19 protein-coding genes are annotated in these 26,859 nt (G+C 75.0%); 11 read left to right on the forward strand and 8 right to left on the reverse strand.

Going from position 1 to position 26,859, the window contains the following annotated elements:
- Nucleotides 1–50: 50 nt before the first annotated feature.
- From ACF1BH_RS30010 to ACF1BH_RS30020, 3 genes are all read left to right on the forward strand, one after another.
- Nucleotides 51–1,577: a hypothetical protein gene (locus ACF1BH_RS30010; protein ID WP_391647561.1), complete on the forward strand. Its 1,527-nt coding sequence runs from the start codon at nt 51–53 to the stop codon at nt 1,575–1,577.
- 106 nt (nt 1,578–1,683) lie between these two features.
- On the forward strand, nt 1,684–2,580 hold the full coding sequence (locus ACF1BH_RS30015) for a hypothetical protein (RefSeq protein ID WP_391647578.1): 897 nt from the start codon (nt 1,684–1,686) through the stop codon (nt 2,578–2,580).
- A gap of 49 nt (nt 2,581–2,629) precedes the next feature.
- On the forward strand, nt 2,630–7,267 hold the full coding sequence (locus ACF1BH_RS30020; RefSeq protein WP_391647562.1) for a hypothetical protein: 4,638 nt from the start codon (nt 2,630–2,632) through the stop codon (nt 7,265–7,267).
- Between the two features lie 55 nt (nt 7,268–7,322).
- Here the strand turns inward: ACF1BH_RS30020 and ACF1BH_RS30025 are convergent, their stop codons facing one another.
- Complete coding sequence (locus ACF1BH_RS30025) at nt 7,323–8,408, reverse strand: S-(hydroxymethyl)mycothiol dehydrogenase (protein ID WP_391647563.1); 1,086 nt, start codon at nt 8,406–8,408, stop codon at nt 7,323–7,325.
- A gap of 393 nt (nt 8,409–8,801) precedes the next feature.
- Nucleotides 8,802–9,608 carry an IclR family transcriptional regulator gene (locus ACF1BH_RS30030; protein ID WP_391647564.1) on the reverse strand — a complete coding sequence of 269 codons (807 nt, stop codon included), beginning with the start codon at nt 9,606–9,608 and terminating at the stop codon, nt 8,802–8,804.
- A gap of 215 nt (nt 9,609–9,823) precedes the next feature.
- Here ACF1BH_RS30030 and ACF1BH_RS30035 point away from each other — a divergent pair, with 215 nt between their 5' ends.
- Entirely contained in the window at nt 9,824–10,156 is a 333-nt protein-coding gene (locus ACF1BH_RS30035; RefSeq protein ID WP_391647565.1) for a bifunctional 3-phenylpropionate/cinnamic acid dioxygenase ferredoxin subunit, read from the forward strand.
- A 30-nt stretch (nt 10,157–10,186) separates the two neighbouring features.
- Here ACF1BH_RS30035 and ACF1BH_RS30040 read toward each other — a convergent pair whose 3' ends face one another.
- Entirely contained in the window at nt 10,187–10,570 is a 384-nt protein-coding gene (locus ACF1BH_RS30040; RefSeq protein WP_391647566.1) for a hypothetical protein, read from the reverse strand.
- A 370-nt stretch (nt 10,571–10,940) separates the two neighbouring features.
- On the opposite strand from ACF1BH_RS30040, the gene ACF1BH_RS30045 reads away from it, so the two are divergent.
- From ACF1BH_RS30045 to ACF1BH_RS30065, 5 genes are all read left to right on the forward strand, one after another.
- Nucleotides 10,941–13,643, forward strand: coding sequence for a nitrate- and nitrite sensing domain-containing protein (locus tag ACF1BH_RS30045; protein ID WP_391647567.1), 2,703 nt, complete (start codon nt 10,941–10,943; stop codon nt 13,641–13,643).
- Nucleotides 13,640–14,086 carry a roadblock/LC7 domain-containing protein gene (locus ACF1BH_RS30050; RefSeq protein ID WP_030279183.1) on the forward strand — a complete coding sequence of 149 codons (447 nt, stop codon included), beginning with the start codon at nt 13,640–13,642 and terminating at the stop codon, nt 14,084–14,086. Before ACF1BH_RS30045 ends, ACF1BH_RS30050 begins: the two co-directional genes overlap by 4 nt.
- A 14-nt stretch (nt 14,087–14,100) precedes the next feature.
- Nucleotides 14,101–14,514 (forward strand): DUF742 domain-containing protein, encoded by a 414-nt coding sequence (locus ACF1BH_RS30055; protein ID WP_391647569.1) that lies wholly within the window; start codon nt 14,101–14,103, stop codon nt 14,512–14,514.
- A gap of 121 nt (nt 14,515–14,635) precedes the next feature.
- Entirely contained in the window at nt 14,636–15,502 is an 867-nt protein-coding gene (locus ACF1BH_RS30060) for an alpha/beta fold hydrolase (protein ID WP_391647570.1), read from the forward strand.
- A gap of 233 nt (nt 15,503–15,735) precedes the next feature.
- Nucleotides 15,736–16,347, forward strand: a complete 612-nt coding sequence (locus ACF1BH_RS30065; RefSeq protein ID WP_391647571.1) for an ATP/GTP-binding protein — start codon at nt 15,736–15,738, stop codon at nt 16,345–16,347.
- 448 nt (nt 16,348–16,795) lie between these two features.
- Here the strand turns inward: ACF1BH_RS30065 and ACF1BH_RS30070 are convergent, their stop codons facing one another.
- The 3 genes from ACF1BH_RS30070 to ACF1BH_RS30080 form a co-directional block, all read right to left on the reverse strand.
- A complete protein-coding gene (locus ACF1BH_RS30070) occupies nt 16,796–17,197 on the reverse strand; it encodes an Mpo1-like protein (protein WP_391647572.1) in 402 nt (133 codons plus the stop codon).
- A gap of 60 nt (nt 17,198–17,257) precedes the next feature.
- Nucleotides 17,258–18,103 (reverse strand): M15 family metallopeptidase, encoded by an 846-nt coding sequence (locus ACF1BH_RS30075; RefSeq protein WP_391647579.1) that lies wholly within the window; start codon nt 18,101–18,103, stop codon nt 17,258–17,260.
- A 250-nt stretch (nt 18,104–18,353) separates the two neighbouring features.
- Nucleotides 18,354–20,747: a glycoside hydrolase family 31 protein gene (locus ACF1BH_RS30080; RefSeq protein WP_391647573.1), complete on the reverse strand. Its 2,394-nt coding sequence runs from the start codon at nt 20,745–20,747 to the stop codon at nt 18,354–18,356.
- A gap of 302 nt (nt 20,748–21,049) precedes the next feature.
- Between ACF1BH_RS30080 and ACF1BH_RS30085 the strand changes: the two genes are divergently transcribed.
- Both ACF1BH_RS30085 and ACF1BH_RS30090 read left to right on the forward strand, forming a co-directional pair.
- Complete coding sequence (locus ACF1BH_RS30085; RefSeq protein ID WP_391647574.1) at nt 21,050–23,089, forward strand: acetoacetate--CoA ligase; 2,040 nt, start codon at nt 21,050–21,052, stop codon at nt 23,087–23,089.
- Between the two features lie 112 nt (nt 23,090–23,201).
- Nucleotides 23,202–24,116: a hypothetical protein gene (locus ACF1BH_RS30090; RefSeq protein ID WP_391647575.1), complete on the forward strand. Its 915-nt coding sequence runs from the start codon at nt 23,202–23,204 to the stop codon at nt 24,114–24,116.
- Between the two features lie 96 nt (nt 24,117–24,212).
- Here ACF1BH_RS30090 and ptsP read toward each other — a convergent pair whose 3' ends face one another.
- On the reverse strand, nt 24,213–25,883 hold the full coding sequence (gene ptsP, locus ACF1BH_RS30095) for a phosphoenolpyruvate--protein phosphotransferase (protein WP_391647576.1): 1,671 nt from the start codon (nt 25,881–25,883) through the stop codon (nt 24,213–24,215).
- A 78-nt stretch (nt 25,884–25,961) separates the two neighbouring features.
- Entirely contained in the window at nt 25,962–26,411 is a 450-nt protein-coding gene (locus ACF1BH_RS30100; protein WP_391647577.1) for a PTS glucose transporter subunit IIA, read from the reverse strand.
- Between the last annotated feature and the right edge of the window lie 448 nt (nt 26,412–26,859).

Below are 26,859 nucleotides of genomic sequence, written 5' to 3' on the forward strand. Positions count from 1 at the left end.
GGGCACCGCCGTTTCGTCCGTTGTCAGTGCGAGCGCTTACTCTGTGCGACGTGACTTTTCCAGCTCCGGGGGCCGCCGCGCCCCAGCCGGCCGGGACCCACCGGCCCGCGCCGGGCCCCGCCGCCGACGAGGGCCTGGCCCGCCGCCTGCGCGCCCTCGCGTGCACCGCGCCGCTGCACGACCTCGACGCGCGCAAGGCCAACCTCGCGGGCGAGTACGGCGGGTACGCCATGGCGGAGGTGGCGCTCGCCGTCATCGACCTGGTCACGCTCCACATGGACTTCGACACCGGCGCCGACCACGAGGAGATAGTGGCCCGGGTCCTGCCCCGCATCGCCGCCCAGGCCCCCGACCGCCCCGCCGCCGAACACGAGCGCGTCGCCCGCTGGGTCCTGGAGAACCTCCTCAACGTCGGCAGCGTGGACCGCGGATTCCGCGCCGTCTACGGCACGTTCGACACCTCCGGCACCTACGTCCGCCGCGACTACGACTTCAAGCTCGTCGAAGAGGTCCCCGGATCCGGCGGCGCGGTCTTCCTGCGCACCACCGACGAAGCGGTCAACGTCCTCGTCGGCGCCCTCGACACCGACGTCACCAGCGCCCAGATCGCCGCCGAGGTGAAGCTGGAGGTGCTGATCAGCCGCGGCCGCCTCGCCGACGCCCAGCTCGCCGCCGAACAGGCCCGCTACCGCACCGTCCAGTACGCCGAGACGCTGCGCCGCACCCTCGACGCCACCCGGCGCAACGTCCGCGCCGTCGACTGGCTCCGGACCGTCCCCGACATGATCGCCGAAGCGCTCGACCACGTCGCCGACCGCTACCGCCACGAGAACGCGATCCTCACCAACATCCGCAAGGCCCGCGACGAGACCGAGGAGCCCGAGCACAAGCGCCGCGCCGCCGAGCTGGTCGACATCGTCAAGGACTGCATCCGGCGCCACACCCAGCTCCAGTCCCGTCTGCTGGAGGCCGGACCGCTCTTCCGCGCCGAACAGGACCGCCAGGCGTTCGCCGCCCCCACCGCCCGCTCCGGGCTCGACCTCTACGGTCAGCTCGTCGCGCCGCTGCTGCCGCTCCCCACCGAGCAGGCCCGCCGCGTCACCGACGCCTTCTTCACCCACGGCACCGGCCTGCGAACCCCGGCCGCCGTCCGCGTCACCGACCTCGTCGACACCCTGCTCACCCCGCCCGCCGAGCGGGAGCACCTCGGCGCCGAGATGCCCGAGCCCGACCTCGTCGCCACCCCCGACGACAGCCGCTTCAGCGAGGCGCAGCTGGACGCCGCCATGGCCCTGCTCGACCTGCCGTCCGACGCGCCCCGCCGCCTCTCCGGACTGCTCGCCGACGCCCGCCGCACCGGCGACCCGGACCTCGCCTACCTCGTCGCCCTCCTCTCCGTGCACGCCGCCAGCCCTCCGGTCGGTACCGCCTACCGCCAGGGCGAGGCCCAGCTGCTCTTCGCCGTCGACGACGGCACCGAGCTGACCGATCCGGAGTTCGGCGGCGCCGACCTCATCGTCGGCACCGCCCTCCTGGACGCCGCGGGCATGGCCGCCGACCGCTCGGAGGGTTCCTGATGCCCCGGCCCGCCCGGAGCCACCGGCTCCCGCCCGCCGCACCCCCGCCTCACCCGTCCGTCCCCCGCAAGGAGCCCCGCCCGTGACCGAGTACGCCGCCGACGAGGTGCCGCAGCCGGAGCCGGTGCCCGCGCCCCCCGGGCGGGCAGCCACCACCGGGTCCGAGCCCGCCGCGGCGCCGGTCACCCCCGCCGACGCCGCCGATGCGGCCCGGCTCGTCGCCTTCGGCCTCCAGCCCAAGCTGCTCCCGGCCCGGGACGCCGAATACGCCGAGCTGCTGCGCCGCCACCGCGAGGACCCCGCCTTCGCCCGGCTCGCCGACGCCGTCGCCGCCGGGCTCGGCCTCGTCGTCCTGGAGGTCTCCACCCGCGCCGGCATGGCCGTCACCGCCGCCGAGGACTCCGTCTTCGCGGTCCGCATGGGCGACTACGCCCGCCGTGCCTCCGCCGACTCCGCCGACCGCTTCCTGCACGGACTGGCCCACCTCGCCGTCGCCGCCCTCGCCTTCCCGCGCCCCGAGGACCTCGCCGACGACGGCTACATCGGCCGCCTCACCGTCAACGGCGTCGACGCCTTCGTCCGCCAGGCCTGCCGCCGCCTGGAGGAGCGCGCCGCCGAGAGCGGCGAGAACACCGACCCGGCCACCGGCGCCCCCGGCCTGGAGGCCGCCTGGCGCGTCTACGCCCGCCGCAGCGCCACCGGCGCCACCAAGGACGCCCGGCGGCTGGCCGGCTCCACCACCGGCATCATCGCCAAGGCCGTCACCTTCCTCGTCGACTCCGGCTTCCTCCAGCGCACCGGCGACGACGCCGGAGGCACCTACCGCACCACCGCCCGCTACCAACTCCAGGTCCGCGACCTGGCCGGGGGCGCCGCGATGAGCGAACTGCTGGAGCTGGGCGTCGTCCCCGTCGCCGACGGCACCGCCTCCCTGCTGCCCGGCGAGGACACCGACGCCCTCGACCTGGTGGCCGACGCCGGACTCCCGTTCCACAGCACCTGACCGCCCGCCACCCGCTGCCTCCTGCCCACCCCGACAACGAAAGTCCGCCATGTACGAGCTGTCCCGGGTCCGCCTCTACTCGATCGGACCGGCCGGCGCACGCTACGCCGACACCGTGCTGGACCTGCGCGGCGTCGGCGCCCCCGTACCGCAGCCCGCACCGGCCCAGGCGGACTTCTTCGAGGACGAACCGACCGGCCCGCCGCGCCGCCCGGCCCCCGCGGGCGTCCTCTTCCTGGAGAACGGCGGCGGCAAGTCCGTCCTCCTCAAGCTGATCTTCTCGGTCATGCTGCCCGGCCACCGCAACACCCTCGGCGGCGCCAGCTCCGGCGTGCTGCGCAAGTTCCTGCTCGCCGACGACTGCGGCCATGTCGCCCTGGAGTGGCAGCACACCGTCACCGGCGAGTCCGTCGTCGTCGGCAAGGTCAGCGAATGGCGCGGCCGCCAGGTCTCCAACGACCCGCGGAAGTTCGCCGAGGCGTGGTACAGCTTCCGCCCCGGCCCCGGCATGAGCCTGGACGCGCTGCCCGTCGCCGAGGCCACCGTCGTCCGGCCGCGCGGCGAGGACGGCGAAGGCGCTTCGGGCGCCCGCGGCCGCCGCCGCACCATGAAGGGCTTCCGCGACGTCCTGACCGAGGCGGGCAAGAACTACCCCAACCTCGACGTCGTCTGGGAGGAGATCCACGAACGCTGGAACGAACACCTCGGCGACCTCGGCCTGGACCCCGAACTCTTCCGCTACCAGCGCGAGATGAACGCCGACGAGGGCGAGGCCGCCGGTCTCTTCGCGGTGAAGAACGACTCCGACTTCACCGACCTGCTGCTCCGCGCCGTCACCGACACCCGCGACACCGACGGCCTCGCCGACCTCGTCCACGGCTTCGCCCACAAGCTCGGCCGCCGCGCCGAGCTGACCGCCGAGCGGGAGTTCACCGCCGGCTCCCTCGACCTGCTCACCACCATCGCCGAGGCCGCCGGCCGCCGCGAACAGGCCCGCCAGGTGCACACCGGCGCCGAACGCCGCACCCGCGCCCTCGCCCGGCAGCTGCACGCCCGCTCCACCGAGGAGCACGGCCGCGCCGCCGAACTGGCCGAACAGGTCGCCGCGGCGGCCCACCGCGTCACCGACGCCGAGCGCACCCGCGACCGCCGCGCCCTGGTCTCCGCCGAACTCGCCTACCGCCACGCCTCGCTGGCGCTCGCCGCCGCCGAGAAGGGCGCCGCCGCGCAGCGCCGCGAGCTGAACGACGCCCGCACCCTGTACAGCGCCTGGCAGGCCGCCGAGACGGTGCTGCGCCACCGCGCCGCCGCCGACCGCTCGGCCCGTGTCGCCGCCGCCATCCGCGAGGCCGAACGCGACGCCGCCCCGGCGCTGGCCGCCCGCGCCACCGCCGCCGCCGACCTCGTCCGCGCCCTGCACACCGCCGCCGAGGCCGGGGAACGCCTCGCGGGCGAGGAGGAGGAGCGCTCCGCCGCCCTCCAGGAGGCCGGGGAGAGCGCCCACCGCGACGCCACCACCGCCGCCACCCACGCCCAGCGCGCCCGCAGCGAGGCCGACCACCTCGGGCAGCGGCTCGCCGAGGTCGCCGAGGAGACCGCCGAGGCGGTCCGTGCCGGCTGGCTCGATGACAGCACCCCGGACGCCGACCCGGCCCGCGCCGCCCTGGCCGCCGCCGACGCCGAGAAGGACGCCGTCGCCGCCTGGGACACCGCCCGCGAGGCCGCCCGCCTCGCCACCGACCACGCCCGCCGCGCCGCCACCCGGCACTCCACCGCCGAGTTGGCCGCCGCCCGCGCCGAGGACGCCGCCACCGCCGCCGCCCGCGCCTGGGAGGGCGAGCGTGCCACCGCCGCCGCCCTCGGTGCCGAACAGCGCCTCGCCGACCTCCTCGGCCTGCCGCAGACCGACCCTGCCCCGGGCGCCCCGGCCGACGCCGCATCCGGCCAGGCAGGTCCGCTGACCGCCGAGGAGCTGGACCGCAACGCCGACGCCCTGCGCGAGCTGCTGGAGGGCGGCGTCGCCTCCGCCGAGCGCCACCTCTTCGACCTGCGCACCGCCGCCGCCGACGACGCCCGCATCCTCGGCGCCCTCGGCGACGGCGGGCTGCTGCCCCCGGGCCCCGACGTCCTGGCCGCCGTCGAGTACCTCGGCGAACACGGCGTCCCCGCACTGCCCGGCTGGCGCTATCTGGCCCAGTCCGTCGACCCCGCCGACCACGCCCGGGTGCTCGCCGCCCGGCCCGAGCTGGTCGACGGCGTGATCATCACCGACCCGGACACCCACGCCCGGGCCCGGGAGATCCTCGCCGCCGCCGCGCTGCTGCCCCGCTCCGCCGTCGCCGTCGGCACCTCCGAGGCGCTCCTCGCGCCCGCCTCCGGGACCGCCGCCGCGGACTCCGGCGTCTTCCTCGTCCCGCCGAACCCGGCGATGCACGACGAGTCCGCCGCCGACGAGGAGCGCCAGGCCCTGCGCGCCCGCGCCGTCGAGCGGGACGACGAGATCCGCGCGCTCGCCGCCCGCCTCGCCGCCGACCGCGCCCTCGCCGCCCGGCTCACCTCCTGGCGCGCCGGATGCCCGGCCGGTCACCTCGCCGAGCTGGCCGAGGCCGCCGAGCGGACCCGTGCCGCGGCGACCGAGGCGGCCGCCGAGCTGACCGAGGCCCGCGCCGCCCGTACCGAGGCCGACGAGACGGCCGCCGAGGCCACCGCCGTCCGCGACGAGCGGCAGGAGGCCGCCCAGCGCGCCCGCCGCTCCGCCGACCTGCTGGCGGGCCTCGCGCACCGGCTGCGCGAGCGCGCCGGATGGCAGTCGCGGATGCGGGAACTGGCCGACGAGGCCACCGAGTTCGAGGCCCGCGCCGAGGAGTGCGTGGACCGCGCCCGCGCCGCCGACGAGGACCGCCGGGCCGCTCAGCGCGCCGCCGACGACGCCCACCGCACCGCCCGCGCCCTGCGCGCCGAACGCGCCGAGATCGCCGGTGTCCCCGACGACCTCGGCCCCGCCCCGGAGGGCGCCCCCACCTCGCTGCCCGCGTTGCGCGAGGCCTACCGCTCCGCCTCGCAGCTGTACGAGAAGGTCGGCGTCGGGGCCGACCTCCGCGCCGAACAGGCCCGCGCCGAGGGCGACGAATCCGCCGCGCTCGCCGAGCTGAACCGCCTCACCAACAAGGTCCGCACCCGCGCCGAGGCGCTGCTGGAGAGCCCGGACGCCGCCGACGGCCCGTCCCGGCAGGCCGCCGCCGGGCGCGCCGAGTCGCTGGTGACGATGTTGGAGACCCGCGCCTCGGCCGCCAGTGAGCAGCTGGGCCGGCTGCGCGGCGAGGCCGAGCGGCTGGCGCCCGCCGAGGGCACGGCCCACACCGACCTCCCCGAGGAGCAGGTGCCCGCCGACGCGGAGCGCGCCAAGGAGCTGCTGCGCACCGCCGCCGCTGAACTCGCCACCGCCACCGAGGCGCTGGAGTCCGCCCGTACCCACCACGACGAGTTGCTGCGCGGCCACCGCGCCGCCGAGGAGGCGGCCGGCGGCTTCGAGGAGACCGCGGCGCTCCTGCGCGATCTGCTGCGCGAGGCCCAGCCCGCCGACGACACCGCGGACGAGCCCGTCCAGCCCTACCCCGGGCGGCTGGAGGAGGGCCGCCGCGCCGCGGCCGAGTCCCGCCGTTCGCTGCGCGGCTGCGCCCAGGACCTCTCCGCCGCCGACGCCGCCGTCCGCGAGGCGAGCGACGTCCTCGTCCGGCACGCCAACGCCACCCGCTTCGAGCATGTGCGCACCCCGGCGCGGCAGCAGATCCGGGAGCTGCCGGTGGCGGCGCTGCCGGAGCACGCCGCGAAGTGGGCGGAGGCGTTCGCGCCCCGGCTGCGGGTGCTCACCGACGAGCTGGAGCAGCTGGAGCGCAACCGCGACTCCATCGTCGACCGGCTGCGCGGTCTGGTGGAGTCCTCGCTGACCACACTCCGCTCCGCCCAGCGGCTCTCCCGCCTGCCGGAGGGGCTGGGGGAGTGGTCGGGCCAGGAGTTCCTGCGCATCCGCTTCGAGGACCCGGACCAGGCCACGCTCACCGAGCGGTTGGGCGAGGTCATCGACGAGGCGACCCGCGCGGCCGTCCGCAAGAACAGCGATCTGCGGCGTGACGGCATGTCCCTGCTGCTGCGCGGGGTGGCCGCCGCGCTGGCGCCGCGCGGGGTGGCCGTGGAGATCCTCAAGCCGGACGCGGTGCTGCGCGCCGAGCGGGTGCCGGTCGGTCAGATGGGCGACGTCTTCTCCGGCGGTCAGCTGCTGACCGCCGCCATCGCGCTGTACTGCACGATGGCCGCGCTGCGCAGCAACGACCGCGGTCGCGACAAGCAGCCCCACGCGGGCACGCTCTTCCTCGACAACCCCATCGGCCGCGCCAACGCCACCTACCTGCTGGAGCTGCAGCGGGCCGTCGCGGACGCGCTCGGCGTCCAGCTGCTCTACACCACCGGCCTCTTCGACACCACCGCGCTGGCGGAGTTCCCGCTGGTCATCCGGTTGCGCAACGACGCGGACCTGCGGGCGGGCCTGAAGTACATCAGCGTCGAGGAGCATCTGCGCCCCGGCCTGCCGCAGCCCGACCCGTCCGGCGAGGCGGTCCACGGCCAGATCACGGCGACCCGGATGTACAAGCGCCCGGAGGAGAGCCCGGAGCCGGCGCCGGGCGGCTGAGCCCGAGGGGCGGGAGGCACCGGCGCCGCCCGCCCCGCCAGGCCGCGTACGCCCTTTACAGCACCACCACCGACCGCAGCACCTCGCCGCCGCGCATCTTCGCGAAGGCGGGCTCGACGTCCTCCAGACCGATGGTCTCGGTGACGAAGCGTTCCAGGTCGAGCTTGCCGCTGAGGTGCAGGTCGATCAGGACCGGGAAGTCGCGGCTGGGCAGACAGTCGCCGTACCACGACGCCTTGAGGGCACCGCCGCGTCCGAAGAGGTCGGCCAGCGGCAGGTCGATGCGCGTCTCCGGATCCGGCACCCCGACCTGCACCAGCGTCCCGGCGAGGTCGCGCATGTAGAACGCCTGCCGGTAGGTCTCCGGGCGGCCGACCGCGTCGATGACGACATCGGCGCCGAACCCGGAGGTGAGCGCGCGTACCGCCTCGACGGGGTCCGTACCGCGGGAGTTGACGGTGTCGGTGGCGCCGAAGCGTTCGGCGGCGTCCAGCTTCCGGTCGTCGATGTCGACGGCGATGACCCGGCGCGCGCCGGCCCGGGAGGCTCCGGCGATGGCGGCGTTGCCGACGCCGCCACAGCCGATGACCGCGACGGTGTCGCCGCTGCCGACGCCGCCGGTGTGCACGGCGGCGCCGTACCCGGCCATCACCCCGCAGCCGATCAGCCCCGCCGCCTCCGGCCGGGCCGCCGGATCGACCTTCACCGCCTGCCCGGCGGCGACCAGCGTCTTCTCGGCGAACGCCCCGATGCCGAGGGCCGGCGCGAGCGGGGTGCCGTCGCGCAGCGTCATCGGCTGGGCGGCGTTGCGGGAGTCGAAGCAGTACCAGGGGCGGCCGCGGCGGCAGGAGCGGCAGCGGCCGCAGGGCGCCCGCCAGGCGAGGACGACGAAGTCACCGGCGACGAGGTCGGTGACGCCCGGTCCGGCCGCCTCCACGACTCCGGCCGCCTCGTGGCCGAGCAGACAGGGGAAGGTGTCGCCGACCGCGCCCTCGCGGTAGTGCAGGTCGGTGTGGCAGACCCCGCACGCCTGGACGGAGACCAGGACCTCGCCGGGGCCGGGGTCGGGCACGAGGATCGGCAGCACCTCGACGGGCGCGCCCGGGGCGACGGCGACGGCGGCGCGGACTTCGTGCGGCATGGCTCACTCCTCTACAGCGCCTGCCGTGCGGGCAGGGGCGGGTGCACGCGAGAGTCGGCACGGATGCCTGTGGGGGGGAGGGTGGTGCGCTGCGCAGGGGTGGGGGAGAGCGGTGGACGGCGGCCGGCCACGCCCCGATGTTGCCTATCGCGCGTCGAGTTGCGCGATAGGAGACATGCTGGAAGTCCGCTCCCGATCCGTCAAGAGGCGTCTTGCGCCACCCGGAACGGTCCCGCGGCGACCGCCCGGTACGGCTCCGTGGCACCCACCCGGACCGGCCGTGCCGCCCCCGCCCGGACCGGCCACCCGGCGCGCACCCGGCGCGCACCCGGCACCCCGCCCGGGGCGAACGCCACCCGCCCGGCCTCGCCGTAACGACCACCCCACGGGCCGTCAGCCCGCGTGCCCCATCCGCCGGGAGAGCTCCGCCGCCGCCTCGACCGCACGCTGTGCCAGCTCCGGCAGGAGGGCGCGGCTCATCCGGTACGCCGGTCCGGAGACGCCGATCGCGCCGATCACCGCGCCGTCGTGCGCCCGCACCGGCGCCGCCACCGCGTTCAGCCCGATCTCCAACTCCTCGGTGGAGCAGGCGAACCCGTTCTCGAACGCGCCGGTCAGCTGGGCGCGCAGATCGCCGGCGGAGGTCAGCGTGTGCTCTGTGAACCGGGCCAGCTTCCGCCCGGCCAGCCGCTCCCGGCGCTCGCGCGGCAGATGCGCCAGCAGCACCTTGCCGCTCGCGGTGGCGTGCAGCGGGGTGCGGCGGCCCAGCCAGTTGTAGGCGGTGACCGCGGCGGCGCCCCGCGCCTGCATGATGTTGACCGCCGCATCGCCGTCCAGCACCGCGATGTTGGCGGTCTCCCCGGTGCCGTTCGCCAGCGCCCGGCACACCGGCTGGCCCTCCTGCGAGATGTCCAGCCGGATCGCGGCGGCGCCCGCCAGCCGCAGCACCCCCGCGCCGAGGAAGTACTTGCCGCGCTCCTTCTCCTGCTCGACCAGCCCGCGGTTCTCCAGCACGCCCAGGATCCGGAACGCGGTGGACTTGTGGACGCCCAACTCCTCGGACAGCTCGGTCACCCCCGCCTCGCCGAGGCGGGCGAGCAGCTCCAGCACGCTCACCGCGCGCTCCACGGACTGGACGGAACCCGCCCCGCCACGCCGCTCGTCGGGCCGCTCCGCTGCGGTATCGCTCGTGTTCGACATGGGACTTCCTGTCACCGCCCGTTGGCCCCTGAAGGGCGCGTCGGAGGGAGCCCGTGAGGCGCGTGAGGGCCCGGGGATCCCTGGCGAGCCGGGGCCGGGAGAAACGGCCCGAAGGCCCTTGACGGCCCGCCCCACGGCCTGGATTCTGTTGCGCATCGCGCTCTGCGATGCGTTATTCACAACGCCATGATACCGATCAGCGCGAGGGGGGCCAGATGATTCCCGTCTGCCGCATCGACGATCTTCCCGAGGGTGAAGCCGTCCGGATCACCGTCGACGACCACACACCCGCCATCGCCGTCTTCCACGCCGAGGACGGCGGCTTCTACGCCGTCGACGACCTCTGCAGCCACCAGGACGCCTCGCTCTCCGAGGGATACGTCGAGGGCTGCTTCGTCGAGTGCCCGCTGCACGCCGCCCTGTTCGACCTGCGCACCGGCGCCCCGACCTGCCTGCCGGCCCGCCGCCCGGTACGCACCCACGAGGTCGCCGTCATCGACGGAGTCCTGCACGTCCGCCCCGCGGTGCGGGAGGACGCCGTCGCCTGAACCGGCGCGGCGGCGGTCCGGTGGCGCCCGTCACACGGCGGCGCCCCCGGCCCGCCGCTCCTCCTTCAGCGTCCGCCGCTCCGCCCGCCGCGCCCGCCGCCGCTCGCGCCGCAACTGCCGCGCCGTACTGCTCGGCTGCGACTGCACGCCGTACCGCTGCACCCACACCTGCCGCGTCACCCAGACGTCGAGCACCGCCCACGTCGCCACCACCGTGCTGACGACCGTGCTGATCACCGCAGGGAACGCCAGCCATGTTCCGGCCAGCGTCCCCAGGAACGCGATCATCGCCTGGGTCAGGGTGACCGCCACGATGATCACCGCCCGAACCGCCGCCGTACGCACCGGATCGGCCATCCGCCGCCGGGCCGCGGGCTCTTCCTGCCACAACGGGCGCCTGCCGGTGTCCCTCAACGCCTCACCCTCCCCGTACGTACCGCCGCCCGGACTCTGCCCGGCGCGCGCGGGCGCCCGCCGGAGATGCGGCCGCATGCCGCCCGGACGCCCGGCGCCGCCGCCATCGTCACCCACGCCGCCACGCGGGGGTGACCCGGGGTGGGGCAATTCCGGCCACCCCATGGAGTGATGGCCGGAGGCAGCGGGCGAGGCCCCGCGGACCCGCGGGCACCTTGTCCGGGAATCGCCGGACAAGGCCGGGCGATCCCCACCGGCGCTTCCTCCAACGTCCGGCCGGGTCTTCGGGTTGGCCGCCGGGCAGTAGTAGGCTCGCGCCGTTTGTTGACGGAACACCACCCCCGGCCACCGGGGCTGACTGGGGGAGGCCATGCGCTTTCGCGGGAAGTCGATCCGCCGGAAGATCGTGGCGTTGCTGCTCGTACCGCTGGTCTCCCTGACAGCCATGTGGGCGTTCGCCACGTATGTCACCGGTCGCGAGGCAGATCAGCTGCTCACCGTCGGCCGGGTCATCCGGAACCTCGGCCACCCCTCCCGGAACCTCGTCGAGGATCTCCAGCGGGAGCGGCGGCAGAGTCTGATGTACCTCGCCGACCGGCGGGACGCCGATGCGCTGCCCCAATTCCAGCAGCAGGCACGGGCCACCGATGAATCCCTCGCCCGGCTCCGCTCCTTGGCCGAGCTCCCCTCCGTCCACGACGACCTCGGCCACGGCACCGCCGCCGCCCTGGGCGACGCGGTCAAGGCGCTCGCCCCCCTCGCCTCCCTGCGCCGCCAGGTCCAGGACAACACCATCTCGCGCGACGAGGCGTTCGAGGCGTACGCCGGGATGATCGACTCGCAGTACGACCTGGTCGTCGCGTTGCACGTGCTGGACGACGTCGACCTGGAGAAGCAGGGCCGTGCGCTGGTCTCCCTCGACCGCGCCCGGGAGGCCTTCGCCCGCGAGGACGCGCTGCTCTCCGCCGCGCTCGCCTCCGGCCGGATGACCAAGATCGACCTGCGGACCGTCTCCGACGAGATCGCCGAACGCCGTGTCCTGATGCGCACCGGCCTGCCCCTGATGCCGGCCCGTGACCGCGCCGCCTACGAGGACTACTGGCACTCCGTCAAGACCCGCGAACTGGAGGCGGTGGAGGACGCCGTGGTGGCCGCGGGTGCCGACGACGCCCCCAAGGCCGTCAACGCCGAACGGTGGGACATCCTCGCCTCCACCGTGCTCGACGACCTCCAGCGCATGGGCCAGGAGTCCGGCGAGCACTACCGCGAGCGGGTCCGGCCGGTCGCCCTGGCCGTCGTCGCGAAGGCGGCCGCCGCCGGTGTCCTCGGCTTCGTCGCCCTGCTGGTCTCCCTGATCGTCTCCGTCCGCATCGGCCGCCGGCACGTCAAGGACCTCACCGCGCTGCGCAGGACTGCCCACGAGGTCTCCGGCGTCCGGCTGCCCGCCGTGATGCGGCGGCTCGCCGCGGGCGAGCAGGTCGACATCGAGGCCGAGGTGCCGCGCCGGGAGTTCGGCCCGGACGAGACCGGCCAGGTCGGCCAGGCCCTCCACACGCTCCAGCGCGCCGCCGTCGAGGCCGCGGTGAAACAGGCCGACATGCGCCGCGGCGTCTCCGAGGTCTTCGTCAACCTCGCCCGCCGCAGCCAGGTGCTGCTCCACCGTCAGCTCACCCTGCTGGACACCATGGAGCGCCGCACCGAGGACACCGACGAGCTCGCCGACCTCTTCCGCCTCGACCACCTCACCACCCGCATGCGCCGCCACGCCGAGGGCCTGGTGATCCTCTCCGGCGCCGCCCCGTCCCGGCAGTGGCGCAAGCCGATCCGGCTGATGGACGTGGTGCGCGCCGCCGTCGCCGAGGTCGAGGACTACGAACGCATCGAGGTCCGGCGGCTGCCCCGGCTCGCCGTCGAGGGCCCCGCCGTCTCCGACCTCACCCACCTCATCGCCGAACTCCTGGAGAACGCCACGGTGTTCTCCCCGCCGCACACCACGGTCCAGGTCGTCGGTGAACGGGTTGCCAACGGCTTCACCCTGGAGATCCACGACCGCGGCCTGGGCATGCCCTCCGACCAGCTGCTGGAGGCCAACCTCCGGCTCGCCGAGACCGCCGAGTTCGAACTCTCCGACACCGACCGGCTGGGCCTCTTCGTCGTCAGCCGCCTCGCCCAGCGCCAGGGCGTCCGCGTCTCCCTCCAGCCCTCGCCGTACGGCGGCACCACCGCGGTGGTCCTCCTCCCCGGCGCGCTGCTGACGGAGACCGAGGAGGGCGAGGACACCGGCGGCGTCTTCCTGGACGGCCCGGACCTGCCCCGGCTGGAGCCGGTCACCGGCGAACCGGCCGCCCTGGCCGAGGCCCGTGCCCAGGGCCCGCGCGCCGTGGGACCGGGGCAGCCGGCACGCCAGGAGACCGCCGACGCCCCGCATCCGTTCGACGAGGAGGACGGCGTCTTCCGCGGCCGCACCCGAAGCCGCCGCGCCGCCGCGCCCACCGGTCCCTCGCCCTCGCCCGCGCTTCTCCCGCGGCCCCGGCTGGCCCCCGCCGAACACCACACGCCCGACGACGGCCCGGCCCCGCTGCCGCGCCGCCGCCCGCGTCCGCCGGTGCTCGTCTCGGACCACGGCCGCACCGTCGACGACGGCGAGGCGCGTGCCCACACGGGCGGGCCCGGCGACGCGGGCCAGGAACCTTCCGGTCACCCCCGCCCGGCCGACGGGAACCCCCCGGCGGCATCCGGGGGCGACGGCCCGGCGGACCGCCCCGCGCCCCCCGGGAACACCGCGGGCGGGCTGCCCCGCCGGGTGCGGCAGGCCAGCCTCGCCCCGCAGCTCAAGAACGACCCGGACCGCCGGGCCGGCGACGAGCGGCCCGGCGCGGCCGACGACGACCGGGACGCCGAGGAGGTCCGCAGCCGGATGGCCGCCCTCCAGAGCGGCTGGCGGCGCGGCCGCCGCGACACGGGCGAGGACCCCGCGCCCGACGACCCCGCGCCCCGGGACGACACCCGCCGCGACGGGGACGACGGGGGCACGACAGCAACCAGAACCACTCCGGGAGGGGACGGTCCATGACCGCACCGCAGGCAGCAGCCACCACCGCATCGGCCTTCGCGCAGGGCTCCGGCGAGCTGAACTGGCTTCTCGACGAACTCGTCGAGCGGGTCGGCAGCATCCGCAAGGCCCTCATCCTCTCCAGCGACGGTCTCGCCACCGGCGCCTCCAAGGACCTCACCCGCGAGGACGGCGAGCACCTCGCCGCCGTCGCCTCCGGCTTCCACAGCCTGGCCAAGGGCGTCGGCCGCCACTTCGACGCGGGCCGGGTCCGCCAGACCCTCGTCGAGCTGGACGACGCGTTCCTCTTCGTCAGCGCGGCGGGCGACGGCAGCTGTCTCGCCGTCCTCGCCGACGCCGAGTCCGACGTCGGTCTGATCGCCTACGAGATGACGCTCCTCGTCAAGCGTGTGGGGACGCACCTGGGGACCGCGGCGCGCGGTGGTGCGCCCGCGGGCAGGTGACCAGCGGTGCGGACATGACCGAACAGTCCGATCCGGCCGCCCGCCACGGCGGAGCGGCGCGCTGGTACGACGACGAGGCGGGCCCCGTCGTCCGCCCGTACGCCATGACACGCGGACGTACCCGTACGGGGGCCGAGGACCGGCTCGACCTGATCGCCCTGGTGATCACGGAGAGCCGGTACGACGCGCCGGACGGTGACCACACCCTCTCGCCGGAGCAGCTCGACATCGTCGAGTGGTGCCGTGCGGCGCCGCAGTCGGTCGCCGAACTCGCCGCCGACCTCGATCTGCCGGTCGGGGTGGTGCGGGTGCTCATCGGCGATCTGCTCGACGCCGGGCTGGTCCACCTCACCCGCCCGGTGCCGCCCGCCGAGCTGCCCGACGAGCAGGTGCTGCGTGAGGTGATCGACGGTCTGCGTGCGCTGTGAGCGGCCGCGGCCCGGGCCCCGTGCCCGGCCGCGGCCCGGCGTCCGCCCGTCAAGTGACCGTTGTTACGGTCTTGTTGAGGCACCACCACCCCGGCCGGGGTCCTACGAGAAGAGAGCCGACATGACCGCGGACACGTCGCCGTACCCCCTCGAACGCCTGGAGATCCAGGTCGGCCCGCACACCCACGGCGCCCTCGCCGCCGGTCCGGCCGACGGTGAGCTCGTCCTGCTGCTGCACGGCTGGCCCGAGTTCGCCGACTCCTGGTCCGAGGTGCTCCCCGGGCTCGCCGCCGCCGGCTACCGCGCCCTCGCCGTCGACCAGCGTGGCTACGCCCCCGCGGCCCGCCCCGACGGCGTCGCCTCCTACGCGGTCACGGAACTCGTCGCCGACGCCCTGGCGTTCGCCGACTCGCAGGGCGCCGACCGCTTCCACCTCGTCGGCCACGACTGGGGCGGGCTGCTCGCCTGGGTGCTGGCCGGCACCCACCCCGACCGGCTCCGCTCGGTGACCTCGCTGGCCACACCGCACCCCGGCGCGCTGCGCCGTGCGGTGACCGAGGACGCCGACCAGCAGCGCCGTTCGGAGTACGTGGGCCTCTTCCGCACCCCCGGCACCGCCGAGGAGAGCCTGCTGGCCGACGGTGCCGCGCTGATGCGCCAGGCGTTCGGCGGCCATGTGCCGGAGGCCCTCGTCGATGCCAACATCCGGCGGCTCTCCGAGCCGGGCGCGCTGACCGCCTCGCTCAACTGGTACCGCGCGCCGGCGGAAACCTTCGCGCTGCCCGCCGACCGCATCACGGTGCCCACTCTCTACGTCTGGGGCACCGAGGACATCGCCCTCGGCCGCACCGCCACCGAGCTGACCGCCGAGTGGGTGGACGGCCCCTACCGCTTCGAGGCGCTGGACGGCGTCAGCCACTGGCTGCCCGAGGAGGTGCCCGACCGGGTCACCGCGCTCCTCGTCGAGCACCTGGGCCGCCACTCCTGACCTCGTGGGCGGCGGCCGCCGGATTCCGGCCGTCCGCCCGCCGGCGCCTCGCGCGCCTTTCGGGACACTTACGGACGTCCTGCCCGCGCGGGCAGGACGCTCCGGCCGCGCAAGTGGGCGCGGCCGGGCGTACGTTGTACCGTTCCTCAGCATCCGCAGGCCGCTCGTCGGCCCCCACGGCACAGCGCCGCGGGTATGGGCGGAATCATCGGCACATTCGGGAGAAGCAACCCATGGTCCTCGGGCTTTCTGAGCGTCGCCGCCGGTCGTCAGCCGTCGATCCGACGACCCTGAAGATCCTCGTCGCGGGCGGATTCGGCGTGGGCAAGACGACGCTGGTCGGTGCGGTCAGCGAGATCAAACCGCTGCGCACCGAGGAACGGCTCACGGAGGCGGGCCGCCCGGTCGACGACCTCGACGGCGTGGAGTCCAAGTCCACCACCACCGTCGCGATGGACTTCGGCCGGATCACCGTCAACGACGCCCTGGTCCTCTACCTCTTCGGCACGCCCGGGCAGGACCGTTTCTGGTTCCTCTGGGACGAGCTGGCGCTCGGCGCGCTCGGCGCGGTGGTGCTCGCCGACACCCGGCGGCTCGCCGACTCCTTCGCCGCCGTCGACTACTTCGAACGCCGCGGGCTGCCCTTCACCGTCGCCGTCAACTGCTTCGACGACGCCGAGCAGTACCCGCCGGAGACGGTCCGCGAGGCGCTGGACCTGGACGACGAGGTGCCGGTGCTGCTCTGCGACGCGCGGAGCAAGGAGTCCGTCCGGGACGTGCTGATCACCGTGGTCCGGCACGCCATGCGGATCAGCGCCGAGCAGCGCGAGCCGGCCCTGTCCTGACGGCCGAGGGCTCCCGGCCCCCACCCGGCGCCGCCGATGTGGCCCACCCGCGCATCCGGCTCCCGCCCGGCGACCTCCGCCGGCTCCGCGGCGACCGTGGTGGCGTACACGTTGAGGTGGAGCGGCAGCAGCCCCTCCTGCCGGGCCGCGGCGCGCACGGCGAGCGCGGCGTCGGGCCGGGGGAGCGGCGCGCGGCGGCCAGTACGTCGCCGCTCTCGGGGCGGGCGAGCATCTCCAGTGCGACGACCGTGCCGGTTGCCGGGTTCACGGGTTCATGACGGGGTGGTACGCGAATCGGAGCTGATCCGTCCAGGCAGGCACGGCAGCAGCATGCCGCTCCCGGGGCGCCGACCGGGCCCGGTTCACGCGCTGTTCCTGCAGGCTTCCGGAGCGGGGGGGAAGCGGTGGCCGTGTGGCCGGACGGCGCCGCGCCTCCGCCGAGAGGGCGTCAGCGGCCGTGCGCGGCGTGCCAGTCGGCGGCGATCCGGCCCAGCTCCGCGTCCCGCCCGGCGAGCATCATCCGGATCATCTGTGCGTCGCCCCGCAGCGACCACGCCGGGTGCCCGAACGTCGCCGGGTTGTTCCGCTCGATGAGGAAGTGCGCGGGCCAGGCCGTGCCGTAGCCGATGACCGGCAGCCCGAGCAGCAGCCGGGGCCGCCGCCGCACCGCCCCGTAGGCGGTGACCGCGAGCCCGGTGAGCGTCCCCGCGAGGTGCACCCACCGGGTCACGGCCTTCGCATGCATCGCGACGTAGTACGGCCAGAACTCCTCGTACGACGCGAACGGCCGCGCCGGACCGGAGGGCGCTTCCCGCTCCGTGGCGGCCGTGCGTTCCGTGGTGTCCGTCATGCCCGCACCGTAGCCGCGCGTCCGGGCGGTGTCAGTACCGGCTCCGGGCCGTCCGGTGGTTCACCGCCGTCCGGCGACCGAGCGGGAGGACACCGGGAAGTCGAAATAGGCGTCAGGGAACGTCTCCGGGGTGAGCGTGTAGTGCCACCACTCGTCGGCGTAGTTGGTGAAACCGGCCCGCTCCATGCCGTGCTTCAGCAGCAGCCGGTTCGCCCGCTGCTTCCCCTTGATACGCGGGTCGAGGGTGTGCGCCAGCGTGTCGAAGCAGTCGAAGCCGGTGCCCATGTCCAGGGAGTTGTCCGGGAAACGGGTCTCCTTGGGGCCGTAGCACGGCGACAGCGGCTCCCCGGGCACATACGGCCGGGTGGGGAGCGCGGGCAGCTTCACCAGCGTCAGATCGATCGTGCTGCCCCGGCTGTGCCCCGACTTCTCCGCGATGTACCCGTCCCGGAAGAGCGTCGACTTGTCGATACGGGGGTAGAACTCGCCCTTCATCCGCTGGTCGCCGAGGTCCTCGGCCCAGGCCATGAAGTGGTTCACGGCGCGCTGCGGGCGGTAGCAGTCGTACACCTTCAGGGAGTAGCCGCGCCGCAGGAACGCCTGCTGTGCCCGGTGCAGCCCGTTCGCGGTGTCCCGGGTCACCAGGCAGGTCGGCTCGCGGTAGCCGGTGACCCGTACGCCCATGAAGTCGTGCGGCGTGAAGTACCGCATCTCCTGGATGATCGTCGGGTCCACCGCCCGCAGCGCGACGAACTCCGCGGGGGCGTGCGGCTCCCCGCCGTGCGCCCCGTCCGTCACCGGGGAGGCCACCGCGCCCGCCGGGAGCGCCGTCACCGTCAGCGCGGCGGCCAGCCCCACGGTGAGCCCCCGCACCAGCCGTCGCAGCCGCCGCCGCGCCCCGGCCATCTGCTCGACGGCCCTTGCCGCCCCCGACACTTCCGCCTCACGTGACTCTCGCATTCTTGGCATGAACACCATCTACCAGCACCGGGGCGGCGGAGGGAACCCTCGGAGCGCCTCGCCGTGGCGGAACCGGAGTGGCGCCGAGTGCCTCGGCGGCCGGCCCGGGAGAGCGGGGCGGGCACCCTACCCGCCAGGGCCCGGCGCCCCAGGACGGCGGAGCACCGGCCCCACGCCCGCCCCCGGGCCCCCGTTCTCACCCCTCCGCCGCGCCCGCCCCCCGCACCCGTACGCGGTACCCCACCGCGCCGCCGCCCTGACGCTCCACCACCACCCGGCCCCGCTCCAGCCACGACACGAACCGGGTCGCCTCCGGGTGCGCGCCCCCGGCCTCCGGGACGACCAGCCCGCCGCCGTTGCGCCCGGTGACCGGCGCCCAGACCTCCAGCTCCGTCGCGCCGTCCGCCCCCGTCACCGGGAGCACCGCCCCGGCCCGCGCCAGCACCGGTATCCGCGACAGCGGCGCCGCCAGCCGCACCGGCCCGGGCCCGTCGTACGCCCGCCCCGTCGCCGTGTCGTACCAGCGCCCGCGCGGCAGCCGCACCACCCGGGTGCGCGCCCCCGGCTCCAGCACCGGTGCCACCAGCAGCGCGTCCCCCAGCAGGAACGCGTCCTCGCAGTCCCGCAGCGCCCGGTCGTGCGGCGTCCGCCACCACACCGGCCGCACATAGGGTGCGCCGGTCAGCCGCGCCAGCTGCCCCAGCGTCGCGAAGTACGGCACCAGCCGCTCCCGCTCCGCCAGCGCCGCCCGCACATGCGCCAGCACCTCCGCCCCGTGCCCCCACGGCCCCGCCTCGCCCCGGGTGCGGAACAGCGGCAGATACGCCGCCAGCTGACACCACCGCAGATACAGCTCGGCCCCCGCCGCGCCGCGGCCCCCCACCTCCGGCCCGCTGTACGGCACCCCGCACAGCCCCAGGCCCAGCACCAGTGCCAACGACGCCCGCAGCCCCGGCCAGTCGGCCCCCGCGTCCGCCGACCACACCCCGCCGTACCGCTGGAGCCCCGCCCACCCCGAACGGGAGAAGGCGAACGGCCGCCCCCCGGGGTGCGCCGCCCCCGCACCCTCGTGACCGGCGCGCGCCATCTGGAGCGCGTACACGTTGTGGGCCTCCCGGTGGTCACCGCCGCGCCCCTCCAGCGCATGGCGCGCCGACCGCTCCAGCGCCACCTCCCCGCACGCCGCGAACGGCACCGGCGCCGCCAGATCGTGCCCCGCCCCGGCGAACCCCTGCGCCCACCGCTCCGCGGACCGCCCGCCCCACCAGGCCCGCGCCGCCGGATCGGTGAAGTCCGGGAACACCGACTCACCGGGCCCCGCCACCCCGCGCACCTCCCGGCCCCGCGCATCGCGCACGAACGCCCCGGCCGCCGTCCCGCCCTCGTACTCCGGCACCCCCGCGCGCGCCCGGACCGCCGGCCCCTCGACCGCCACGGCCCGCACCCCCTCACCCAGCAACTCCCGGGTCAGCCGCGGAAGTTCGGCGTCCGCCGGCAGCTCACCGGCGCGCTCCCGCCGCGCCCCCGGCGCCAGCTCCAGATGGACGGCGGCCAGCGGCAGCCCGTGCTCCCTGTGGGCGGCCACCACCCGCCGCACGCGGGGAGCGCCACCCCGCAGGGCGTGCTGCGGACCGAACGCCCAACGCGGCGGCGGCAGCGGCGCACCCGTCAGCGCCGTCCACCCCATCAGCACCCGCGCCGGCGTCCCCACCAGCACCCAGTACCGCAGCGGCCCGCCGTCCAGCCGCAGCGCGCACGCCCCCCGGCGGTCGTGCCCCGACCCCGCGCCCTCCCGGCCCTCCCGCAACGTCACCCAGCCGTCCCAGGAGTTGTCGTGGAAGACCAGATGCGTCCCGGCGTCCGCCACCACCAGCTGCACCGGCATCGTCAGCCGGTCCTCCCCGGTGCCGCCCGGCCCCCCGGGCGCGGTGTTCCACAGCCGGTACGACCCGTCCCGCAGCCGCGGCCCCGCCGCCCGGCCCCCCAGCCCGAAGAACCGCGCGTCCGCCGCCACCTCCGACCGCTGCACCCACCGCGAACGACCCGCCGCACCGGACCGGCCGCGGGCCGCCCCGCCCGGGGCGCCGTCCTCCGGACCGGCCGCCTCCGCATTCCCGCCGGTGCCCGCATCCGTACGGTCCCACCACCGCGGCGGCAGCTCCCGCCGCAACAGCACCCCGCCCGGCGTCCGCACCTCCACGGCGCCGAGCCGCGACACCACGACCGTCACCCGCTCCGACACCACCCGCCAGCCACCCTCGGTGTCCGGCTCCAGCACCGCCCGCGCATCCGCCTGCGGACACCCGGCCAGCGCGTACGACGGATCCGGCGCCGCCCCGTCCCAGCCGCAGAACACCGCACCGCCCGCCGCCACCCGCACCCGCAGCGACGACCGCGCGAACCGGATCACGCCACCACCCGGCTGCGGTTCGGCCCCCTCGGCCTCCCCGGGGACCCGCGCCCGCTCCCGTCCGCCCCGGGGCAGCGCCACCGCGTCCGCCCTCCTCCGCCGCCACGCTGCCCGTACCGACCGCAGCCCCTGCGCCGCACCGACGGCCCGCACCGACCGCACCAGATCACGCCCGTTCATGCTGCTCAGACTGTCATTCCCGACGATCACCCCGAGGGGCGTTCAACTTCCGTTCACCTGAGCGTCCACCGGGCGCCGCCCGACGGCCGAACCCCCCACACCCCGGGGCCGCCCGGTCCGACCGCACCCCAGGTCACGGCCGCCCCACCGACCCGTCCGGCACCTCGGGGTGACCGTCACCCCACAGGTCAACCCTGGTGCACAGGACGATCACGTGGCATCGTCCAGGAAGGTCGCGTCACCCCCGCACCCGCGCCGGACGCGGCCGACGCCCACCACGCGTACCGTCCGGGAGCCTCGACATGACCACCGCACCGTCCCCCGCCCCGCAGCCGACCCCCCTCTGGCAGCCCGGCCCGGACCGCATCGAGGGCGCACAGGTCACCCGCTTCCAGACCTGGGCCGCGACCCACCACGGCGCACCCGCCGTCACCCCCGGCGACCCGCAGCGCAGCTACGCCGACCTGCACCGCTGGTCCACCGACGACCTCCCCGCCTTCTGGCAGGCGGTCGCGGAATGGTTCGGCGTCCGCTTCGCCACCCCGTACGACACCGTGCTCGCCGACCGGTCCATGCCCGGCGCCCGCTGGTTCCCCGGCGCCACCCTCAACTACGCCGAGCACGCCCTGCGCACCGCCGACGACCCGGACCGCGCCGCCGGCCCCGCGCTGCTGTACACCGACGAGCGCCAGGAGGTCGCCCCCGTCAGCTGGGCCGATCTCCGCGACCAGGTCGCCTCGCTCGCCGCCGCCCTGCGCGACCTCGGCGTCCGCCCCGGCGACCGGATCAGCGGCTACCTCCCCAACATCCCGCAGGCCGTCGTCGCCCTCCTCGCCTCCGCCGCCGTCGGCGCCGTCTGGACCTCCTGCGCCCCCGACTTCGGCGCCCGCAGCGTCCTCGACCGCTTCCAGCAGGTCGAACCCGTCGTGCTGTTCACCGTCGACGGCTACCGCTACGGCGGCAAGGAACACGACCGCCGCGCCACCGTCGCCGAACTCCGCGCCGAACTCCCCACCCTCCGCGCCGTCGTCCACATCCCGCTGCTCGGCACCGACGCCCCCGAGGGCGCCCTCACCTGGTCGGACCTGACCACCAACGCGGCCGAACCGGTCTACGAGCAGGTCCCCTTCGACCACCCGCTCTGGGTCCTGTACTCCTCCGGCACCACCGGCCTGCCCAAGGCGATCGTCCAGTCCCAGGGCGGCATCCTCCTCGAACACCTCAAGCAGCTCGGCCTCCACTGCGACCTCGGCCCCGACGACCGCTTCTTCTGGTACACCTCCACCGGCTGGATGATGTGGAACTTCCTCGTCGGCGGCCTCCTGACCGGCACCACGATCGTCCTCTACGACGGCAGCCCCGGCCATCCCGACGTCGCCGCCCAGTGGCGCATCGCCGAAGCCACCCGCGCCACCCTCTTCGGCACCTCCGCCGCCTACGTCATGGCCTGCCGCAAGGCCGGCATCCACCCCGCCCGCGACCTCGACCTCTCCACCGTCGGCTGCGTCGCCACCACCGGCTCCCCGCTGCCCCCCGACGGCTTCCGCTGGCTCCACGACACCTTCCGGGAGGCCGGCGGCGACCTGTGGATCGCCTCCGTCAGCGGCGGCACCGACGTCTGCAGCTGCTTCGCCGGGGCCGTCCCCACCCTCCCCGTCCACATCGGCGAACTCCAGGCGCCGAGCCTCGGCACCGACCTCCAGGCGTGGGACGCGCAGGGCCACCCGGTCATCGACGAGGTCGGTGAACTCGTCGTCACCAACCCGATGCCCTCCATGCCGGTCCGCTTCTGGAACGACCCCGACGGCAGCCGCTACCACGACAGTTACTTCGACACCTACCCCGGCGTCTGGCGCCACGGCGACTGGATCACCCGCACCTCCCGCGGCGGCGTCATCATCCACGGGCGCTCCGACTCCACCCTCAACCGCCAGGGAGTCCGCATGGGGTCCTCCGACATCTACGAAGCCGTCGAACGCCTCCCCGAGATCCGCGAATCCCTCGTCATCGGCCTCGAACTCCCCGACGGCGGCTACTGGATGCCCCTCTTCGTCCACCTCGCCCCGGGCGCCGTCCTCGACGACGCGCTCTGCGACCGCATCAAGCGGACCCTGCGCACCGAACTCTCCCCGCGCCACGTCCCCGACGACATCATCGAGGCCCCCGGCATCCCGCACACCCTCACCGGCAAGCGCATCGAGGTCCCCGTCAAACGCCTCCTCCAGGGCACCCCCCTCGACAAGGCCGTCAACCCCGGCTCCGTCGACGACCTCGCCCTCCTCGGCTTCTACGAGCGCATCGCCGCCGACCGCCGTGACCGGAAGGACGACCGCGCACAGTAACGGCCGGACTCGCTCCACCCGCCGTTGTCAGACCCTCTGATTACTCTCGGTGACAAATGACGTCCGCAGCGGCACCTGCCGCCGCGGACGACCGACGCACCGAGGGGGCCTCATGACATCCGCGTTCCGCACCACCCGCCGCACCAAGGAACTGCTGCGCCGCGAAATCCCCGGCACCGCCGGCGTGCTCGCCGACCCGCACGACTTCGCGGCCATGCGCCGCTACCGCACCTTCCCCTTCCAGGACCACACCCGCTACCTCCGCCAGCTGGAGGACCACCTCCGCACCCGCACCGCCCAAGGCATGCGGACCAGCCTCGCCCTCTTCGACCCGGCCGCTTTCGCCGAATACTGCGCGGAACTGGGCATCGACCCGGACAGCATCGACAGCCGCGCCCGCTACACCGCCGAACTCGCCGGCACCGGCGCCACCTTGCCGTACGCCGGTGAACCCCTGCCCCAACTCCTGCCGCTGCTCGTCGAGGAGACCGGACGGCAGGCCGTCCGGGACACCGCCGCCACCCGCCTCGCCGACGCCGGCACCTGCCGGGAGTGCGGGGAAGACCTCTCCCACTCCGCCTTCGCCCTCGCCACCCAGGTGCTCAAGGAACTCCTCGACGGCCTCGGCGACGGCACCCACCACCTCGTCTGCAGTATCCCCACCGGACCCCCGCCCCTCCTGGCGGCACTCCGCGTCACCTCCGAGAAGGGCCGCCACAGCCTCGGGGAATCGCAGTCCCTGACCTTCTGCACGGTCCTGGCCGCGGGAATCGCCCACCGGACACCGGGCGGCATCGTCTCCCGCAGCACCCGCCCGGAACCGCGGCCCGAGGACACCGCGACGCCGCACGACACCGTCCGCGGCTGGGCACTGCGCGACGGCTGGCCCGAACCACTCACCGCGGCCCAGGTCTTCACCGCCTACTGCACCGACGCCGAGACCGGCGACCCCATCCCACCGGAGCCCCAGGTCGACCACACCGAAGGCTTCCCCCTCAACCGCCCACCGGAGACCCACCACTGCTGAGCCCCCGCCCCACACCCCGATACGCCTGACGGCCGCCTCGCCACAGGGGCGGGACGGCCGTCAGGTCCGTGATGAGCGGCAGGGCGCCGCCGGGAATCACTCCCCGGAGAGCACCGCCTGCGCGGCGACCCGCGCCTCCTCGGCGGTGTCCGCCGCCCGCGCCGCCGCGGCAGCACGCTCACACTGCGCCAGCGTGTGCTTGGCCAGCGATGCCCGCACATAGGGAAGGGAGGCCGCACCCATCGACAGCGATGTCACCCCGAGCCCGGTCAGCACACAGGCCAGCAGCGGATCCGACGCCGCCTCACCGCACACGCCGCAGCTCTTGCCCTCGGCCTTCGCGGACTCCGCCGAGAGCGCCACCAGATCCAGCAGCGCCGGCTGCCACGGGTCCTGCAGCCGCGACACCGCGCCCACCTGACGGTCCGCCGCGAAGGTGTACTGCGCGAGGTCGTTGGTCCCCAGCGAAAGGAACTCCACCTCCTGCAGAATCGACCGCGCCCGCAGCGCCGCCGACGGAATCTCCACCATCGCCCCGAACTTCGCCTCCAGCCCGGCGTCCCGGCACGCGTCCGCGAACGCCTTGGCGTCCGTACGGTCCGCCACCATCGGCGCCATGACCTCCAGGTAGACGGGCAGCCCCTCGGCCGCCTTCGCCAACGCGGTCAGCTGGGTCCGCAGCACCTCCGGGTGGTCGAGCAGCGTACGCAGCCCCCGCACACCCAACGCCGGGTTCGGCTCGTCGGCGGGCGTCAGGAAGTCCAGCGGCTTGTCGGCACCGGCGTCCAGCACCCGCACCACGACCCGGCCCTCCGGGAACGCCTCCAGCACCGTCCGGTAGGCCTCGACCTGCTTCTCCTCGGACGGCGCCCGCTTGCTGTCGTCCAGGAAGAGGAACTCCGTACGGAACAGCCCGACGCCCTCCGCACCGGCCTCCACGGCCGCCGGCACGTCCGCGGGCCCACCGATGTTCGCCAGCAGCGGCACCTTGTGTCCGTCGGAGGTGGCACCGGGCCCGGTCGACGCGGCCAGCGCCGCCTTCCGCGCCGCGGCGTCCTCTTCCAGCTCCTCGCGCTTCGCCTCGCTCGGCTCGACGAAGATCTCGCCGGTGCTCCCGTCGACCGCGATAACGGTCCCCTCGGCCAGCTCACCCGCGCCCGGCAACGCGACCACCGCGGGCACCCCCAACGCCCGCGCCAGAATCGCGCTGTGGCTGGTGGGACCGCCCTCCTCGGTCACGAACCCGAGCACCAGCGTCGGATCCAGCAGCGCCGTGTCGGCCGGCGCCAGGTCCCGCGCGATGAGCACATACGGCTCGTCGCTGTCCGGCACACCCGGCATCGCCACACCCAGCAGCCGCGCCACGATCCGGTTCCGCACGTCGTCCAGGTCGGCGACCCGGCCCGCCAGGTACTCACCGGCACTCGCGAGCAGCGCCCGGTACGCCGCGAACGCGTCGTACACCCCGCGCTCGGCTGTGCTGCCGACGGCGATCCGCCGCTCGACATCCGCGATCAGTTCCGGGTCCTGGGCCATCATGGCCTGGGCCTCCAGCACGGCCTGCGCCTCGCCGCCGGCCAGATTGCCCCGCGCGATCAGATCGGCCGCCACCGCCTCCACGGCCTGGCGGGCACGCCCCTGCTCGCGCTCCGCCTCGTCGGCCGGAATCTGCTTGGCCGGCGGCTCCAGCACCGCCGTCCCCATGTGCCGCACCTCGCCGATCGCCACACCGTGACTCACGCCGACGCCTCGCAGCGTTGTCTCCATTGCACCCGTCTCCGGTTGATGCGGCGACGCGAGCCGCCGCGGTGGATGTCGAACCTGCCGTCGCGGGACGGCTCCCGGCTACTGCCAGGAGAAGAGCACCTCGCCCGCGGCGAGCTCGCCGTCCTCGCGCACGTCACCGAGCGAGTCGGCCGCCGCCTCCAGCGCCACGACGGGGCAGATCGGCGACTTGCCGGCCTTCTCGACCTGCGCGGGGTCCCAGCGCACGACCGCCTGGCCGCGCTGCACGGTGTCGCCCTTGTTGACGAGCAGTTCGAAACCCTCGCCGTTGAGCTGCACGGTGTCGATCCCGAGGTGCGTCAGCACCCCGTGGCCTTCGGCGTCCACCACGACAAAGGCGTGCGGGTGGAGCGAGACGACGACGCCGTCCACGGGAGCAACGGCCTCGGCGGGCTCGCGCACAGGATCAATGGCGGTACCGGGTCCCACCATCGCGCCGGCGAACACCGGGTCGGGCACAGCCGCGAGTCCGATGGCACGTCCGGCGAGCGGTGACGTCACGGTGGTCATGGGAAGCCTCCCAGGGGTGGAGATTCATCAGGCCGCCGTCACTACCTGTCCCGGACGGCGCACCGTTCAGAGCGTAAGTCATAAGAATCAGCCCCTCCGCATGAACGACACCCGCAGAGCGGTCGCCGATCAGCGCCCGTCGATTTGCCTCGCCCTTGGGGGGCCTGTACTGTCTGAGATCTGCCCGGGAGCGCCGACACCGCAGAAAACGCGATCAAGCGCCGTGGGTAGCACTCCTCAAATCGTGATTCGGAATATCGAATCCAATTCTGCATGTCTGCAGAAAGTCAGCGATTCGAGAGGCATGAAAAGCCTGCTAGAGTGAAGCCGCGGAAAAGCCGAAAGGCCGGACTGCACCGGCGAAAATCAGAACCGAAAGGATCTGATAGAGTCGGAAACGCAAGACCGAAGGGAAGCGCCCGGAGAGCCTGGTGAAACAGGCACAAAG

It is taken from the genome of Streptomyces sp. NPDC014733 (genome assembly GCF_043083385.1).
Taxonomy (GTDB): Bacteria; Actinomycetota; Actinomycetes; order Streptomycetales; family Streptomycetaceae; genus Streptomyces.

What these genes read in the sequence shown, in the direction of transcription:
- ACF1BH_RS30020 (WP_391647562.1), top strand. Translation starts at nt 2,630, where the DNA reads ATGTACGAGCTGTCCCGGGTCCGCCTCTACTCGATCGGACCGGCCGGC.
- ACF1BH_RS30025 (WP_391647563.1), bottom strand. Translation starts at nt 8,408, where the DNA reads ATGCCGCACGAAGTCCGCGCCGCCGTCGCCGTCGCCCCGGGCGCGCCC.
- ACF1BH_RS30030 (WP_391647564.1), bottom strand. Translation starts at nt 9,608, where the DNA reads ATGTCGAACACGAGCGATACCGCAGCGGAGCGGCCCGACGAGCGGCGT.
- ACF1BH_RS30035 (WP_391647565.1), top strand. Translation starts at nt 9,824, where the DNA reads ATGATTCCCGTCTGCCGCATCGACGATCTTCCCGAGGGTGAAGCCGTC.
- ACF1BH_RS30045 (WP_391647567.1), top strand. Translation starts at nt 10,941, where the DNA reads ATGCGCTTTCGCGGGAAGTCGATCCGCCGGAAGATCGTGGCGTTGCTG.
- ACF1BH_RS30050 (WP_030279183.1), top strand. Translation starts at nt 13,640, where the DNA reads ATGACCGCACCGCAGGCAGCAGCCACCACCGCATCGGCCTTCGCGCAG.
- ACF1BH_RS30055 (WP_391647569.1), top strand. Translation starts at nt 14,101, where the DNA reads ATGACCGAACAGTCCGATCCGGCCGCCCGCCACGGCGGAGCGGCGCGC.
- ACF1BH_RS30060 (WP_391647570.1), top strand. Translation starts at nt 14,636, where the DNA reads ATGACCGCGGACACGTCGCCGTACCCCCTCGAACGCCTGGAGATCCAG.
- ACF1BH_RS30065 (WP_391647571.1), top strand. Translation starts at nt 15,736, where the DNA reads ATGGTCCTCGGGCTTTCTGAGCGTCGCCGCCGGTCGTCAGCCGTCGAT.
- ACF1BH_RS30070 (WP_391647572.1), bottom strand. Translation starts at nt 17,197, where the DNA reads ATGACGGACACCACGGAACGCACGGCCGCCACGGAGCGGGAAGCGCCC.
- ACF1BH_RS30075 (WP_391647579.1), bottom strand. Translation starts at nt 18,103, where the DNA reads ATGGCCGGGGCGCGGCGGCGGCTGCGACGGCTGGTGCGGGGGCTCACC.
- ACF1BH_RS30080 (WP_391647573.1), bottom strand. Translation starts at nt 20,747, where the DNA reads ATGAACGGGCGTGATCTGGTGCGGTCGGTGCGGGCCGTCGGTGCGGCG.
- ACF1BH_RS30085 (WP_391647574.1), top strand. Translation starts at nt 21,050, where the DNA reads ATGACCACCGCACCGTCCCCCGCCCCGCAGCCGACCCCCCTCTGGCAG.
- ACF1BH_RS30090 (WP_391647575.1), top strand. Translation starts at nt 23,202, where the DNA reads ATGACATCCGCGTTCCGCACCACCCGCCGCACCAAGGAACTGCTGCGC.
- ptsP (WP_391647576.1), bottom strand. Translation starts at nt 25,883, where the DNA reads ATGGAGACAACGCTGCGAGGCGTCGGCGTGAGTCACGGTGTGGCGATC.
- ACF1BH_RS30100 (WP_391647577.1), bottom strand. Translation starts at nt 26,411, where the DNA reads ATGACCACCGTGACGTCACCGCTCGCCGGACGTGCCATCGGACTCGCG.